The sequence below is a fragment of the Aliiroseovarius sp. ABM4_368 genome, assembly GCF_056161205.1.
This window is the reverse complement of the sequence record NZ_JBSWYR010000006.1, coordinates 34,118-49,931: the sequence shown is the minus strand read 5'-3', so window position 1 is coordinate 49,931 and position 15,814 is coordinate 34,118. Positions and strand designations below refer to the sequence as shown.

The following is a 15,814-nucleotide window of genomic DNA, read 5'->3' as shown; positions in this document are numbered from 1 at the left end:
GGTCCCAATTCGGGGCCGCCCCATGAAGTGATCAAGACCGATCAGCCGCCCTTGCGCTGGTAAGCTGTACCCCAGCCCCAAGCGCCCGAACCGAAGCCACGAGCAACCACACGTTCGCGATAGATCGCGGACACGTCGTCGCCGTCGCCAGCCAGAAGCGCCTTGGTCGAACACATCTCGGCGCAGATGGGCAATTTGCCCTCGGCCAGACGGTTGCGACCGTATTTGGCGAACTCAGCGGTCGAGTGGTTTTCTTCGGGGCCACCGGCACAGAAGGTACATTTGTCCATCTTGCCTCGGCTTCCGAAGTTGCCAGCCTGCGGGTATTGCGGCGCGCCGAAGGGGCACGCGTAGAAGCAATAACCACAACCGATGCACAGGTCCTTCGAGTGCAGCACCACACCGTCTTCGGTCTGATAGAAGCAATCGACCGGGCAAACGGCCATACAGGGCGCATCCGAACAATGCATACAAGCGACCGAGATCGACCGTTCGCCGGGCTTACCATCTTCGATGGTGACAACGCGGCGGCGGTTGATGCCCCAAGGCACCTCGTGCTCGTTCTTACACGCGGTCACACAGGCGTTGCACTCGATGCAGCGCTCGGCGTCACAGAGAAACTTTGCTCTTGCCATTCTCTTTCCTCCTTACGCTGCCCAGATTTTGCAAAGAGTCGTCTTCGTCTCTTGCATCTGGGTCACTGAGTCATAGCCATAGGTCTGCGCGGTGTTGGTGCTTTCGCCCAACACATACGGATCAGCCCCGTCGGGATATTTGTGCCGCAAGTCTTCGCCTTGGAAATGACCGCCGAAGTGGAACGGCATGAAGGCAACGCCTTCGCCGACCCGTTCAGTGACCATCGCCATGACCTTGACCCTGCCGCCTTCCGGGCCTTCGACCCAGACCTGTTCGCCATCACGCAGACCAAGGTTGTTGGCGTCGCGCGGGTTCACTTCGACGAACATATCCTGCTGAAGCTCGGCCAGCCACGGGTTCGAACGGGTTTCATCCCCGCCGCCCTCGTATTCAACCAAGCGCCCCGAAGTCAAAACGATCGGATAATCTTGCGAGAAATCGTTCTTCTGGATCGAGGCATACAGCGTCGGCAGACGATAGGAATGGCGATCCTCGTAGGTCGGATAATCCGCTACAAGATCGCGACGCGGCGTGTAAAGCGGCTCGCGGTGCAGCGGGATCGGATCCGGGAAGGTCCACACGACAGCACGGGCCTTGGCGTTACCAAACGGCGCACATTCGTGCTTGATCGCAACCCGCTGGATGCCGCCCGAAAGGTCGGTCTTCCAGTTCACCTTCGCAACCTTGTCGTCGTAGTCGGACGGGAAAGGTGACATTCCGGCTTCGCCGACCTCTGCGGTGTAATCCACAAAGCCTTCGACACCGGCCGCTTTCGCGATATAGGCTCGCTCGTTCGCCGTCAGATCCTGATGCCAACCAAGGTCCTTGAGCATCTGGTAGGTGAATTCCGGATATCCGTCCTGGATTTCCGAGTTTTTCGAATAGACGCCTTCGGCTAACAGGTTGTCGCCATCGCGTTCCACACCGAAACGGGCGCGGAAGGTCAGGCCACCTTCGGACACGGGCTTGGACATGTCATAAAGGTTCGGCGTTCCGGGATGCCCCATCTCCGCCGTTCCCCAGCACGGCCACGGCAGTCCATAATAGTCGCCATCCGCCGGACCACCCACAGCTTTCAGCGTGGTGCGATCGAACGTGTGCTGGTTTTCCATGTGCAGCTTGATCCGCTCGGGGCTTTGACCCGTATAGCCGATCGTCCACAGACCTTTGTTGAACTCACGCGTGATGCTTTCAACACTGGGGGTGACATCGTCTTCCATTTCGATGTTGCGGAACAGTCGATCGGCCCAACCGAATTTCTGTGCGAACAGGCCAATGATCTCGTGATCTGGCTTGCTTTCGAACAGTGGGTCGACGATTTTTTCGCGCCACTGAAGCGAACGGTTCGACGCCGTGACAGACCCACGGGTTTCGAACTGCGTTGCCGCCGGAAGCAGATAAACGCCGTCTGTGCGGTCATGCAGAACGGCCGAGACAGTGGGGTACGGGTCGATAACGACCAGCATGTCCAGCTTCTCCATCGCCGTTTTCATTTCTGCCATACGGGTTTGCGAGTTCGGCGCGTGACCCCACAGAACCATGGCACGCACCTTGTCAGGGTTGTCCATATTTTCGGGATCTTCCAGCACACCATCGATCCAGCGACTGACTGGAATACCGGTCAAATTCTGAAGCGATTTGTCTTTGCCATCAGCCGTTTTCAACGTTGCAAACTGACCGGCAAGCCATTCATCGTCTTCTTCCCAAACACGTGCCCAGTGGGCCCATGCACCTTTTGAAAGGCCATAGTAGCCCGGCAGGGTGTGGCTGAGAACGCCAAGGTCGGTTGCACCTTGCACGTTGTCGTGGCCACGGAAGATGTTGGTTCCGCCACCTTCGGCTCCCATGTTCCCCAGCGCAAGCTGAAGGACGCAATATGCGCGGGTGTTGTTGTTGCCGTTGGTGTGCTGCGTGCCACCCATACACCAAATCACGGTGCCGGGGCGGTTGTTGGCCAGCGTGTATGCCACACGGCGAAGCTGCTCACCGGGGGTGCCGGTGACGCGTTCGACCTCTTCGGGCGTCCACTTCTTCACCTCGTCACGGATCTGATTCATGCCCCAGACACGGGTGCGGATGAACTCTTTGTCCTCCCAGCCGTTCTCGAAAATGTGCCACAGGATGCCCCAAACCAGCGCCACATCGGTGCCGGGGCGGAAACGGACGAATTCGTCAGCATGGGCGGCTGTGCGCGTAAAGCGCGGGTCGCAAACGATCAGCGGTGCGTTGTTTTCTTCCTTGGCTTTCAACACGTGCAAAAGCGACACGGGGTGTGCTTCGGCCGGGTTGCCGCCAATGATGAAAATCGCCCGTGAATTGTGGATGTCGTTGTAGCTGTTGGTCATGGCGCCATAGCCCCATGTGTTCGCTACGCCAGCCACGGTGGTCGAGTGACAGATACGTGCCTGGTGATCCACGTTGTTCGTGCCCCAATAGGCCGCGAACTTGCGGAACAGATACGCCTGTTCGTTCGAGTGCTTGGCCGATCCCAGCCAGTAAACGCTATCCGGGCCACTTTCTTCCCGAATGCTCATCATGCCGTCGCCGATCTCGTCGATCGCTTGCTCCCAGCTGATGCGTTTCCATTCGCCGCCCTCTTTCTTCATTGGATATTTCAGGCGACGTTCGCCATGTGCGTGTTCACGCACCGAGGCGCCTTTCGCACAATGAGATCCAAGGTTGAAGGGGCTGTCATAACCGGGTTCCTGACCGGTCCAGACACCATTTTGAACTTCTGCCACGACCGTGCAACCGACCGAGCAGTGCGTACAGACCGACTTCAGGGTCTCTACTGCGCCATCGGCAGCCGTAGCAGCCGTAGCTTGCGTCACCGTTCCGCCGGTGGCGCTGATTGCGGCAAGACCACCAATGGCCAGGCCGCTGCCGCGCAAAAACGCGCGGCGGTCGACAGATTTCTCTGCGACATCGGAAAGGATACTTGTCCGCTGGGGGCGTCTCGCAACCCCGTTGGTCTTTTTCCTCAGCATGTTAACCTCCCTTGCTACCCCACTGGGGCTGGCTGGGTTGATGAATACCTTTGGCAGTCGGGCCTATCGCAACCAGTCGCCGCAGGTGCGGGTCGTTCGGCCTGTCAGAAACGGGCCGACGCAAGATAGGCGCGGGTCTGCGCCGTGTCCTGCAACTTGGTCGATTGCAGATCGGGCTCGCTGGCTGCTTCAGCCGTTTGCCCGCTGGCCATGACGGTGACGGCTGCCGCAGGGGCTGCCGTTCCGGCCAGTTTCAGAAAGTCGCGGCGGCTTGTCGCTTCCTTGTCCTTCTGGGTCATGAGAGTTCCTCCTCTCGGTTAATGGCGGTTGCCCGCCGGGTCTTGCGGATCACTCCGCGCTCATCCGAAAGCCTTCGGCTTCGATCTCCATGAACACGCGGCCAACTTGACCGACGGCGGCATAGAGAACCGAGTTCTTCGCGGCTTCCAAATCTGTGAAAAAGTGACCGGCCCACGGGCCGATATGCGTGTTGAAGAAGGCCTTTTGATCGGCCACATCGCGCGCCTGCCCAAAGCGGCCCACGATCATCGCGCCCATCATCTCCATCAGCGATGCGATATTGTCTTCCGGCTCATAGACGTTCTCGGCGCGGGTCAGCCCACGCGCGGCCATGTCCTGACGCAGCTTCGCCAAGGGCTTTTCGTTCAGGAACCCGGTCAGATAATAGCTGGCATAGGGCAGCAGTTCGCCGCGACCCAAGCCGATGAACAGCTTGTTGAACTCGCTTTCAACAGCAGCGGGCTTGGACAGCTTGGCAATCTTCGCCAGCGCGTTGATCGCCACCCCCAACGGCGTGTCGTCGCCTGTCAGCCCCGCCGTCATCAACAAAGTGTCTTCGTTCGCAGGGGCCGAGAGCAGAAGCCCCAAGAAATTGTAAAGATCCGCGCGCAAACGGTCTTCGTCAGGGACGCGGATGTCTTCAGCTGCACTCATTTTCATATCCTCACTCATGCGCGTGCCGCATCTTCGGGGTTATCAAAAGAAAATCGCATCCGGCGCGAAGGCACGAATGCGTCTGGGTCTTCGGGGTCGTCAATGGTTGCGGGCAGGGTAGGGGGGGCGGCTGCGATGTCCGCCACCAGCACTGGCGCGTCCTCGTCTGGCTCTAAGTCCTCGGGGGCAGCTTCTTCTTCCTCGACTTCGTCCGCCTTCGCGGCTTCCTCGGCTTGGCGGGCCAATTCCAACACATGTTCGGTCATGCCCTTGCCAATCTGATAGGCGGTCTGAAGGTTCTCAACCACGCATGTGGCATCGGTGAAATCCTCGCCGTAGTCGACCAAGCCATCGACGTTGGCTAGAACCGGGTTCAGACGCCACAAGCGGCGCAGCGCTCGGGTGCGAATGCGGGCGGGCACAGCATCGGTCAGGAAAACTTTGAAATCGTCGCCTTCTTTCAGAGTGTCCGGATCAGGCAAATCAAGTTCGGCCAAAATGTCTTCATCCGTACGCTCAGCAAGTTCGGCGTCTCGCGCGGCTTGAGCTTCGGCCTCGGCAAGGCGCTCTTCTTCCAGCGCTTCGGCTTGAACGGCAGCTTTTCGACGGGCCCAGAAATCGCTCATTGCAACCGCTCCTTCTTGGCCTGAACGGGCGAGCGATACACGTCGGCCAGTTGCGAGATCCGGGCATCCCCGATCCCATCTTCAACCAGTCCGATGTCCTTCTTGTCGCGTTTGCGCTTCTTGAACACCTCTTCACGGTGATGCGTGTCGACGAAATGACTGACCCAAGCATGGATGGCAGGCGGCATGGCGATCTTCTCGATGATATCCTCGCCGTTATCCGCGTAGTCCTGCGCCTCATAGGGCGAGGCTGTCAGCAGCACCATGTCCAGCGGGCGGGTCGCGTCACCGGTTTCTCGCATCACGGCGTAAAGGGAAGGCGTCACCGAATTCAGCCCATGCAAGTAGGCCTCGGTGTCCGAACCGTGCAGTTCAAGCGTCGGAGTTGCGGCGTGATAGAACGTCACATCGCCCTCTTCACGCAAAACCCGCCAATCGGCTTGCCCTGCACCCGGCAGCACATCCACGGCTTTCCAAACCCACGCAGCCCAACGGGTCACGCCCGGCGTACGGCGCAGAACGACACCAACTGGCATCGTGTCAAACCTGTTCGGATCATGGATCACGGTTTGGATGTCCTCCCTGCTGGCATCCTGCGGGATGCTGGGGCACACGAAAACGGCTAATTCGGGTCTTGGGACCATTCAGGACAAATTGTCGACGCTTCATGGGGCAGGGTGCCCGTGGTGGACGAATTGTCTATCTCGACAAATTTCATCGGATTTTTGATTGGGAGAAGATTGACGAATCAAAGTCCGAAATTCAGCCCCCGAAGCGGCGCCTGTGCCAAAGAAAACCGGTTTACGCCCGCCCGAAATCATGGCTAGTTGAATGCCGTTCAGCATCATGAAACGGGGCTGAATGGCCAAGGAAACCTATGAGGGGAAACATGGGTAAAACACTGATTCTATGCGATTGTTCTGGAAGTCAGGCGATTGATTCCAAGGCGCTGTCTGACGCGACCGGCACACCGGTCTCGGCACTGCATACAGCCCTGTGCACCACGCAAATCGAACAGGCTGCAGCCGCTATCGCGGGTCAGGCCGCAACTATTTGCTGTGCCCAGGAGCAACGTCTGTTCGAGGCGCTCGCCGACGAAATCGACGCACCCGCACCCCCTGTTCTGGACCTGCGCGATCGGGCTGGTTGGTCCAGCGATCCGGCCTCGAAACTACCCAAAATGGCCGCGCTTGTGGCCGAGGCCGCGCTGCCTGCGCCGTCCGAAAAGGTGGTGGATGTGCGGTCCGAAGGGCTATGCCTGATCATCGGGTCCGAGCCTGTGGCCATCCCCGCCGCTGAAGCGTTGAAGGATCATCTTGGGGTTACAGTACTGCTGACTGATGGCGCGGATTTGCCCGTCACGCGGGCCTATGACGTGATCCGCGGGCGGCTGAAAACAGCCCAAGGCGCGCTGGGGCAATTCAGCGTCCAGATCGACGCGTTGGAGCAGTTGGAGCCGGGAGGTCGCGGTGCCCCACGCCTGACCCCGCCACGGGATGGAGGGCGGTCTGAATGTGACATTATTCTGGACCTGACCGGCGGCACCCCCCTGTTCCCAGCACCTGAAAAGCGCGAAGGGTATCTGCGCGCCGATCCCGCCCACGCACCATCGGTTTCCGAGGTCGTGATGAAGGCGTCCCACCTTGTCGGCACTTTCGAAAAACCTTTGTATATCAAAGCGGAATCCATGCTCTGCGCCCATTCCCGCGCCAGCCAGTCGGGCTGCTCGCGTTGTCTGGATGCCTGCCCGACCGGCGCCATCCAACCGAATGGGGATCACGTGGTCATCGACCCGATGATCTGCGCCGGCTGCGGGGCCTGTTCGTCGCTCTGCCCGTCCGGGGCAATCAGCTATGACGCACCGCCTGTCGACCTGACCATGCGACGCACCCAAACACTGGCACGCGCGTATCTGGAAGCCGGCGGCGAGGTACCGCGCCTATTGGTGGTGAACGACCACGGATCCGAAATGATCCGCCTGTCCGCCCGCTTCGGACGTGGCCTTCCTGCCGATGTGATTCCCTTGGAAGTTCCCGCGCTCGCCGCTTTTGGCCATGCCGAGATGCTGGCCGCATCCGCCGCAGGCTTTGCCGATGTCACCCTTCTGATGGCTCCCGGCGTGGACGCGGATGTAATCGCCTACGAGGTCCATCTGGCCCGTGCCATGGGTGCAATCGTGACGCTTCTGGACACCAGCGATCCCGACGCCATGTCGGACGCACTCTACGATGCCGAACCCTCGGCCCCCATCGCATCCCCCGTGCGTCCGGTGGGCAGCCGCCGCCAAGTCGCGCGTCAAGCTGCCGTCGCCCTGAACCATGATGCCGACCTTCTGCCCTTGCCAGAAGGTGCGCCCTATGGCGCAACCGTGATCGACACCGACGCCTGTACGCTGTGCCTGTCTTGCGTATCGCTCTGCCCATCTGGCGCGCTTGGGGATAACCCCGATCTACCTCAGCTGCGTTTTCAAGAGAACGCCTGCCTGCAATGCGGTATCTGTGCTTCGACCTGCCCGGAAAGGGCGATCACGCTTGCCCCTCAGATGAACCTGACCCCGGCGGCGTTGAATCAACAGGTGCTTCACGAAGAAGAACCGTTTGCTTGCGTCGAATGCGGCGCGCTGTTCGGGGTGAAATCGACCATAGAAAAGATCACCGAGAAGCTCGCTGGCAACCACGCGATGTTTGCCAACCCCGAAGCAGCAAAGATGATCCAGATGTGTGACAATTGCCGCGTAAACGCGCAGTATCACGCAAAGAACAATCCGTTTGAAGGGGGCGAACGGCCCCGCCCGCGCACCACGGCAGACTATCTGTCCAAGCGGCGCGATCACTGAGATAGGAGACCCCATGAGCGACGATTTCAACATGTCGATGCGCAAGTTCCTGAAACAGGTCGGCGTAACCTCGCAACAGGCCATTGAAGAGGCTTTGCGTAACGCGCCCGAGATCAAGGGCAAAACCTTCAAGGCCCGCGCGGTCATCACCATCGACGAGCTGGGAATGACCCACGAGATCGAAGGCGACATCAAGGAACAGGAGTAACCCTTGACCCGAGAACAGGTTCTGGACGCGCTGAAGGGCGTGAACGATCCCGCTGGTGGTGACATCGTGTCCTCGGGCACGATGCGCGCGCTAAATGTGGATGGCGACGCAGTGCGTTTCGTGTTGGAGATCGACCCCGGCCGGGCCCAGGCCTATGAGGCTGTGAAGGCACAGGCCGAGGCGGCCTTGGCTGCCATCGGGGCCACCGCGAATATCGTCATGACCGCGCACAGCGCGCCTGCTGCTCCGCCCGATTTGAAATCGAAATCTGCGGCCGCTGCCCCGAAAGGGCCGGAAAAGATCCCCGGTGTGGATCGCATTCTGGCTGTGGCATCCGGCAAGGGCGGGGTCGGCAAGTCGACCGTATCAGCCAACTTGGCCTGTGCGCTGGCGGCTGAAGGACGCCGCGTGGGACTTTTGGACGCCGATGTCTATGGCCCGTCACAACCGCGTATGCTTGGCGTTTCGGGGCGGCCCTCCAGCCCGGATGGGAAGACCATTCTACCCCTGCGCAATCACGGCGTAACAATGATGTCGATTGGCCTGATGACCAACGACGATCAGGCGGTGGTCTGGCGCGGTCCGATGCTGATGGGTGCGTTGCAGCAGATGATGACGCAGGTGCAATGGGGCGCGTTGGATGTCCTGATCGTGGACCTGCCGCCGGGCACTGGCGACGTCCAGATGACCCTTGCGCAAAAGGCCCCTGTAGACGGAGCCGTGATCGTTTCTACGCCTCAGGATGTCGCCCTTCTGGACGCCCGCAAAGGGATCGACATGTTCAAGCAGATGAACGTGCCGATCCATGGGATGATCGAGAACATGTCGACCCATATCTGCTCGAACTGCGGGCACGAGGAACACACGTTTGGCCATGGGGGCGTCGCCGCCGAAGCCGAGAAGCTGGGTGTTCCGCTTCTGGCAGAAATCCCGCTGGACCTGCAAATTCGTCTGGCCGCCGACAGAGGTGCGCCCATCGTGACAAGTCAACCCGACAGCCCGCAGGCGGATGCCTTCCGCAAAGTCGCGCGTGCCTTGATCGACGAGGGTCATGCATGACCGACCCGATGGTCTTTCCTCCGATGATGTCAGGCCACGAAGTCAGCGGTGTCAGCGATGCCTTCGCGACTGCGCAAGCCAAAGCCGCCATGGGCTGTGATGCTGGGTTGATCGTCTATAATCTGGGCGCGGGCAGCCTGTCCGCGGCGCTGGTTTTCGCGCCCGAAGTACCCCTGTCGCGCGCCATGTCCATGCTGCCGACCTGCGCGGTCGGGTTCCAAAACGCCCTTGGCGCGCTGGCCCCGCCCGAGGTCGCGGTGCATCTGGAATGGGGTGGCGGGATCCGCGTGAATGGTGCGCGCTGCGGGTCGTTCCAAGTTGCGGCCTCGGACCCAAATGTGGACGCTGTGCCGGACTGGCTGGTTGTCGGCTTCACCTTGCCGCTGTGGCCCGAAAATGACCGCCCCGGCGACACGCCTGATGACACTGCGCTTTATGCCGAGGGCTGCGCAGATGTCGAAGCGCCTCGTTTACTGGAAGCTTGGGCGCGGCACAGCCTGAACTGGATCAGCCGATGGGAGCAGGATGGCCCCCGCGCTTTGCACGAAGAATGGCGCGGCTTGGCCCATGCCATGGGCGAAGAGGTCCGCCAAGGTGACAAGATCGGCACATTCATGGGCGTCGACGAGGATTTCGGCATGCTTCTGCGTGACGGTGACGGCACCACCCATCTTATACCCCTGACCAGCCTGTTGGAGAACACTTGATGAAGCTCGCCATGGCCACCCATCTGGACGAAAGCGATACACGTGTCTTTGCCAAGCACGCACGGACGGGCGAATGGTGTATCTCGGGAGGGTTCGAGTTCTCGAACTGGTCCGAGGGCGACCTGGTCGGTAAGGCGCGTCAGGCGTTTTCGAATGGATGGCTTGGGTTGGACACGGGCGGACGTGTGACCTTTGTTGCGGTCACCGCTGTGGAACCCAGCGAAGTCGCGCGTTTGACCGACCAGCTGGCGCAGCATTTTGTGACCTATTATGGCGCGCCGGACATAGACGCCGCGCGTCCGGTCGCCGCCGAGGAAATCGCCCAAATGGCCGAGCTGTGTGACGAACATGAGGACGGAACGCTTCTGACCGTCGCACGCGAGCTGACCGATGCGGGCGTGCGCGAAAGCTATCGCGCGATCCCGCCACAACAGGCCGCGCTGGACCAGTTTGCGGTGCATGGATCACTGGACGACTAAGCTGCCTGGGGTCGATTGGGGTAGGGGGCGAAATACCCCTTTAAGGATTTTGGGTTTTGACTAGCGGCCTTTCGCTGCACGCTGTCTGAACTGGTAAGACGCGGACTGAGGGGCCAATCAACCTTATATGCACACAGCCTCGCTTCTTGCAAAGCGCCACTCTCTCGCCCTCAATCAAGCACCTTACGTTACAACGAACCGATGCAGGATACGTCGTACTATAGGTGCGACAACTAGGACTGTAGGAAAGGCAATGGCCCAGGATGATAGCCATGCGGACAGCCAACTCATTACAAAACCTGGTGCGAAGCCGACCGCCAAAAATGTTGCCACGCCAGAAATCAAAAGCGACATGAAGCAGGACAAAAGAAAGCCGAAGGCGATATGCTCAAGTTTGCGTGGGATGAACGGGCGCATAAATGGGTCTCCTTATGATTTTGTCATGAGCTGAGCTCTACTCTGCTGCGGCGCGCGGGTGATCTGCTAGGGTAGTCCATGCGTCGTTCTGTGACAGGAATATCTGGCCGTTTAGATCGTCGATCAGGTGCGACCGCTTCAAACGATCCATCACGGGGCCTTTGACCTCTGACAGATGCATGCCGACATCCATATCCTTAAGGCGTGCGTTCACCGCCTCCAGGCTTTCTAGGGCGGAATAATCCACCTCATTAACCGCAGAGAACATCAGGACGACATGTGCAATGCCGCTGCCTTCGATCACGCGGGACTGGATCAGATCTTCTAGAAAACGCGCGTTGACGAAATAGAGGCTCTCGTCCACCCGCAGGCAAAGCACACGCGGATCGGTCTCGACCTCGTGGCGCAAAATGTTGCGAAAGTGTTCGCTGCCGGGGACACGGCCAACCTCGGCTACATGAGGCCGCGACGTCTTGTAAAGGTGCAGAAGGATTGACGTAATCACCCCCGCCGCAACACCAACTTCCACGCCAAGCGTGAGTGTCAGGGCGATGGTCGTGGCCACCGCCGTAAAATCAGCTCGGCTGTAGCCCCATGTTTTCTTCAGGATCGACAGGTCGATCAGTGACAGCACCGCAACGATGATCGTTGCCGCGAGCGTGGCGTTTGGCAGGAAGTAGACCAGCGGTGTGAGCGAGACGGCTGCAATTGTAAGACCGATGGCGGTGAAGGCCCCAGCGGCTGGGGTTTCCGCGCCTGCGTCGAAGTTGACGACAGACCGCGCGAAGCCGCCGGTGACCGGATAACCGCCTGTAAAGGCTGCTCCAAGGTTCGCCGCACCCAGACCGATCAGTTCTTGATCCGGGTCGATGCGCTGGCGTTTTTTTGCGGCGAGGGTCTGGGTAACTGAGACCGATTCAACAAACCCGATGATCGAGATCAGGATCGCGGGCACCAAGAGCGCTTGCAAAAGGTCCGGGGAGAACCCAGGCAACGTCAGTGGGGGCAAGCTTTGTGGGACTTCGCCCACGATCTTCACCCCTTGCCCCGCCAGATCGAATGCCCAAACCGCGACAGTCGTGCCAACCACGGCGACAACGGGGCCTGCCTTGGTCGCGATATCCGCAATCAGTTTGGACGCGCCAAGCCGCTTAAGCATTGGTTTCAAACCTTTACGGACCCAAAAGAGAAACGCCATGGCCGTCACGCCAATGATGACCGTGATCCAGTTCACCTCGTTCAGATGAGCCCCGATGGCTAACAGTATTTCAGGCAGCGTATGCCCATGAGCAGAGACGCCAAGAATATGCTTGAGCTGGCTGGTGGCGATTAGGATGCCAGAGGCGGTGATGAACCCTGCAATCACCGGATGGCTGAGGAAATTCGCCATAAACCCCAGCCGGAACACGCCCATCAACACCAGAAAACCGCCCGACAGAAAGGCGAGCGTGAGCGCCGCAATAGCATAGCCCGCGGTCCCTTGTTCTGCGACCTGACCGATGGCCGAAGCCGTCAGCAGCGAGACGACAGCGACTGGCCCAACAGCCAAGGCGCGGCTGGTGCCGAACAGCGCATAAAGCACGATGGGCGCGATGGAGGCGTAGATCCCCGCCTCGGGCGGCAGACCTGCCAAAAGCGCATAGGCGAGGCTTTGCGGGATCAGCATGATCGTAACGATCACCGCCGCAATCATGTCGTTGGAAAACGCTTTGCGGTTGTAGGTGCGCCCCCAGTCAAAGACCGGCATGTAGCGGCGTAGAAGTTGGGTCATGGTATTATCCAAAAATGGTGGTGAGCTCATCTGTTCGCGCATGAGCTCACCCGCCAGAGGCTCGCAACAGGGTGGGGACGTGCGCGCGTCAGGTTATCAAGGCTTACTCCGTCGTAACTTTGAGCTTTTCAGGCTTGGCCATCCATTCCTTGCCCTTCAGCATGGCCTTCCAATAGATCGGCGGCAGCATTTTTTCCTTCAGGAACCAGGCCAATCGTGTCGGCTTTGTTCCGTCCAGAAGGAAGGATGGGAAGCTGGGCTTAAGCACACCGCCATAGCCGAATTCCGCAAGCACAATTTTACCTCGCTCGACTGTCAGCGGGCACGACCCGTATCCGTCATAGGCTGCCGTAGGGGAGCGGCCCGCGATATCAGCCACAATGTTGTCTGCGACCGTGGGTGCCTGCTTGCGCGCCGCAGCAGCCGTTTTGGCATTGGGTGCATTCATCACATCGCCAAGCGACCAGATGTTGTCGAAACTCTTATGGCGCAACGTGGCCTGATCGACATCAACCCAGCCTGCCGCATCTGCGAGGGGCGACACACGGATGAAGTCTGGGGCGACCTGCGGCGGACAGACATGCATCATGTCGAAATCAACCGTGACGGTCTCGGGGGCCGTGTCTGGCTTGGCAATCTTGAACGTTGCCGTCTTGGCCGGGCCATCCACGGCCACCAGATTATGGAAGAAGTTCAAGGTGGCATCGTATTTGTCGATGTATTTCTCCAGCGCGGGCACGTAGTCTTTCACACCGAACAGCACACCGCCTGCATTCATGAACTGAATGTCGATGTCTTTAAGCGCCCCGTTGCGGAACCAGGCATCGCCAGACAGATACATCGCCTTCTGCGGAGCACCGGCGCACTTGATGGGCATCGGCGGCTGGGTGAACAGCGCGCGACCTTCTTTCAACTCTTGCACCAATTGCCATGTGTAGGGCGCAAGATCGTAGCGGTAGTTTGAAGTCACGCCATTGCGCCCGAGCGTTTCTTCAAGACCTTCGACGGCTTCCCAATCAAGCTTTAGACCAGGGCATACGACCAGACGGTCATATTTCACGACCCGACACCCATCGAGGATGACTGCGTTGTTCTCAGGCTCAAACGCAGCCACCGCTGACTTGATCCATTTCACGCCACGCGGAATGAGCGAGCCCATGGTCTTGGCGGTATCAGACGCCTCAAAAATGCCACCGCCGACCATTGTCCAGCCGGGTTGGTAATAGTGAATGTCCGCAGGATCGATGATGGCAATAGACAGGTTCGATTTCCGAGACTGCAGACTGGCTGCCACAGAGACACCGCCTGCACCGCCGCCAACGATCACCACGTCATACTTGGCATCGCCGGTATCTGTTGGGGTTTTGCCCCCATTCGCGATCCGTCTGGCCACGCCGTTCATGTCATAGCCTGCGGCTTTCGTCGCAGCGAGGATTTCGGGCATGGGCCGCTTCTTACTTTCATGGAAAGACCAAAGCGTGGCCGACCGCGTGCCTGTCCGGCAATAAGCCAGCACAGGGCGAGGCAGGTCGCCAAGCGCCGCTCCGAACGCATCGACTTCCGTGTCTTGAACCATGCCGGTTTTCACTGGAACGTAAGCAGCTTTGAGGCCCGCGACCTTTGCTGCTGTTTCAATTTCCTCAAAACTTGGCTGATCCGCCCCTTCGCCGTCCGGGCGGTTGCAAATTATGGCGCGGAAACCCGCGGCCTTGATTGCGGCCATATCCTCAACCGTGATCTGGGGGGTTACAGAGGTCTTGTCGGTGATCGTCTTGATATCCATCGATCTGCTCCTCACAGTCCGTTCACGGGCACTTTGAGCATTGGGTTGCCGTCCTTGTCGGTCGGCACCTCGCCCGCGCGCATATTCACCTGCAAAGAGGGGATGATCAGCTTGGGCATATCCAACTGCGCATCCCGTTCGGTGCGGAATTTAATGAACTCCTCCTTCGTCTTGCCGCCGCCCACATGGATGTTATGCGCTTTCTCGTCGCCGACAGTGGTCTCCCACTGAATATCGCGCCCATTGGGGCCGTAGTCATGGCACATGAACAGCCGTGTCTCGTCCGGCAATGCCAGCACTTTCATAATGCTTTCATAGAGCTCTTCTGCTGAGCCACCTGGGAAGTCGCAGCGCGCAGAGCCGCCATCGGGCATAAAGAGCGTATCGCCCACAAATGCCGCATCCCCCATCACATGCACCATGCAGGCGGGCGTGTGGCCGGGCGTATACATGGCAAAGGCCTGCATATTGCCTATCATGTAGGTGTCGCCGTCTTCAAACAGGGCATCAAATTGCGACCCGTCGCGCTGGAATTCGGTGCCTTCGTTGAAGACTTTGCCGAAGGTATCCTGCACCACCATGATCTTTGACCCGATGCCGATCTTGCCGCCCAGCTTGTCTTGGATGTACGGGGCCGCGCTCAGGTGGTCGGCATGGACATGGGTCTCAATGATCCATTCCAGCTTCAAGCCCTGCGCTTCGATCTGTCGGATCAGCTCATCCGCATGATCATAGGTGATACGCCCGGCAGCGTAGTCGATGTCCATAACGCTATCGACAATGGCGCAGGCCTTCGAAGACGGGTCTTTCACGATGTAACTGATGGTGTTTGTGGCTTCATCAAAGAAGGCCTGAACCTCTGGCTTGATGTCCATATTGACGGGATACGTCATGCTGTTTCCTCCAACAGAAATTCTAGAGTTTAGGGGGTGGCCGGTTTCGGCGCGGCGCGCATCAAACGGCGTAGGTAAAAGCCGCCTGTTACGGAAATCAGAAACAATGCGACTTCCCACCGGCCTGTCCCAAGTGCGGGGATGGCAGCGCCTGGGCAAAAGCCCGCGATGCCCCATCCGATGCCAAACAGGGCCGATCCGCCGATGAGCTTGGTGTCGATGAGCTTCGAAGTGGGGACTTGAAAGCGCTGTTCAAACAGCGGTTTGGACCGACGCCAAACCAGTCGATACCCAACAAATGTCACGATCAACGCACCACCCATGACAAACATCAGACTGGGATCCCATGTCCCAGAGATATCAAAGAAGTTCAGAACTTTGGCCGGGTCCATCATGCCAGAGATTGCGATGCCTGTGCCAAAGACAAGGCCGGTGAGAAGTGCAAAAAAGTGTTTCAT

General features: G+C 59.2%; 16 protein-coding genes. 5 read left to right on the top strand and 11 right to left on the bottom strand.

Features of this window, described 5'->3' with window-relative positions; genetic code table 11:
- Positions 1 to 41: 41 nt before the first annotated feature.
- The 6 genes from fdh3B to ACXAH3_RS15200 form a co-directional block, all read right to left on the bottom strand.
- Positions 42 to 635: a formate dehydrogenase FDH3 subunit beta gene (gene fdh3B / locus ACXAH3_RS15225; RefSeq protein WP_474862980.1), complete on the bottom strand. Its 594-nt coding sequence runs from the start codon at positions 633 to 635 to the stop codon at positions 42 to 44.
- Positions 636 to 647: 12 nt separating this feature from the next.
- Complete coding sequence (locus ACXAH3_RS15220) at positions 648 to 3,623, bottom strand: formate dehydrogenase subunit alpha (RefSeq protein ID WP_474862978.1); 2,976 nt, start codon at positions 3,621 to 3,623, stop codon at positions 648 to 650.
- Between the two features lie 104 nt (positions 3,624 to 3,727).
- Entirely contained in the window at positions 3,728 to 3,922 is a 195-nt protein-coding gene (locus ACXAH3_RS15215; protein WP_474862976.1) for a twin-arginine translocation signal domain-containing protein, read from the bottom strand.
- Between the two features lie 49 nt (positions 3,923 to 3,971).
- Positions 3,972 to 4,577, bottom strand: coding sequence for a TorD/DmsD family molecular chaperone (locus tag ACXAH3_RS15210; protein ID WP_474862974.1), 606 nt, complete (start codon positions 4,575 to 4,577; stop codon positions 3,972 to 3,974).
- Positions 4,578 to 4,591: 14 nt separating this feature from the next.
- Entirely contained in the window at positions 4,592 to 5,203 is a 612-nt protein-coding gene (locus ACXAH3_RS15205; RefSeq protein ID WP_474862972.1) for a DUF3306 domain-containing protein, read from the bottom strand.
- The gene (locus ACXAH3_RS15200) at positions 5,200 to 5,769 is read right to left on the bottom strand and encodes a DUF3305 domain-containing protein (RefSeq protein WP_474862970.1); all 570 of its coding nucleotides are present in this window, start codon (positions 5,767 to 5,769) and stop codon (positions 5,200 to 5,202) included. The genes ACXAH3_RS15205 and ACXAH3_RS15200 overlap by 4 nt, the downstream gene beginning before the upstream one ends.
- A gap of 323 nt (positions 5,770 to 6,092) precedes the next feature.
- Here ACXAH3_RS15200 and ACXAH3_RS15195 point away from each other — a divergent pair, with 323 nt between their 5' ends.
- Genes ACXAH3_RS15195 through ACXAH3_RS15175 form a run of 5 tightly spaced genes read left to right on the top strand, consistent with a single transcriptional unit; the run spans position 6,093 to position 10,492 of the window.
- Entirely contained in the window at positions 6,093 to 8,039 is a 1,947-nt protein-coding gene (locus tag ACXAH3_RS15195; protein ID WP_474862968.1) for a 4Fe-4S binding protein, read from the top strand.
- A 13-nt stretch (positions 8,040 to 8,052) separates the two neighbouring features.
- Positions 8,053 to 8,247: a DUF6494 family protein gene (locus ACXAH3_RS15190; RefSeq protein WP_474862966.1), complete on the top strand. Its 195-nt coding sequence runs from the start codon at positions 8,053 to 8,055 to the stop codon at positions 8,245 to 8,247.
- 3 nt (positions 8,248 to 8,250) lie between these two features.
- Positions 8,251 to 9,306 (top strand): Mrp/NBP35 family ATP-binding protein, encoded by a 1,056-nt coding sequence (locus ACXAH3_RS15185; RefSeq protein ID WP_474862964.1) that lies wholly within the window; start codon positions 8,251 to 8,253, stop codon positions 9,304 to 9,306.
- Positions 9,303 to 10,013 carry a biotin/lipoate--protein ligase family protein gene (locus ACXAH3_RS15180; RefSeq protein ID WP_474862963.1) on the top strand — a complete coding sequence of 237 codons (711 nt, stop codon included), beginning with the start codon at positions 9,303 to 9,305 and terminating at the stop codon, positions 10,011 to 10,013. The genes ACXAH3_RS15185 and ACXAH3_RS15180 overlap by 4 nt, the downstream gene beginning before the upstream one ends.
- On the top strand, positions 10,013 to 10,492 hold the full coding sequence (locus tag ACXAH3_RS15175) for a DUF6505 family protein (protein WP_474862961.1): 480 nt from the start codon (positions 10,013 to 10,015) through the stop codon (positions 10,490 to 10,492). Before ACXAH3_RS15180 ends, ACXAH3_RS15175 begins: the two co-directional genes overlap by 1 nt.
- Before the next feature lie 183 nt (positions 10,493 to 10,675).
- On the opposite strand, the gene ACXAH3_RS15170 is transcribed toward ACXAH3_RS15175, so the two are convergent.
- The 5 genes from ACXAH3_RS15170 to ACXAH3_RS15150 all read right to left on the bottom strand — a co-directional run bounded on the left by ACXAH3_RS15170 (position 10,676) and on the right by ACXAH3_RS15150 (position 15,814).
- Positions 10,676 to 10,846, bottom strand: a complete 171-nt coding sequence (locus ACXAH3_RS15170; RefSeq protein ID WP_474863089.1) for a DUF2798 domain-containing protein — start codon at positions 10,844 to 10,846, stop codon at positions 10,676 to 10,678.
- A gap of 100 nt (positions 10,847 to 10,946) precedes the next feature.
- Entirely contained in the window at positions 10,947 to 12,680 is a 1,734-nt protein-coding gene (locus ACXAH3_RS15165) for a SulP family inorganic anion transporter (RefSeq protein ID WP_474862960.1), read from the bottom strand.
- Positions 12,681 to 12,783: 103 nt separating this feature from the next.
- Complete coding sequence (locus tag ACXAH3_RS15160; RefSeq protein ID WP_474862958.1) at positions 12,784 to 14,463, bottom strand: bifunctional protein tyrosine phosphatase family protein/NAD(P)/FAD-dependent oxidoreductase; 1,680 nt, start codon at positions 14,461 to 14,463, stop codon at positions 12,784 to 12,786.
- 11 nt (positions 14,464 to 14,474) lie between these two features.
- The gene (locus ACXAH3_RS15155) at positions 14,475 to 15,356 is read right to left on the bottom strand and encodes an MBL fold metallo-hydrolase (RefSeq protein ID WP_474862956.1); all 882 of its coding nucleotides are present in this window, start codon (positions 15,354 to 15,356) and stop codon (positions 14,475 to 14,477) included.
- Positions 15,357 to 15,385: 29 nt separating this feature from the next.
- Positions 15,386 to 15,814: a DUF6691 family protein gene (locus ACXAH3_RS15150; protein WP_474862954.1), complete on the bottom strand. Its 429-nt coding sequence runs from the start codon at positions 15,812 to 15,814 to the stop codon at positions 15,386 to 15,388.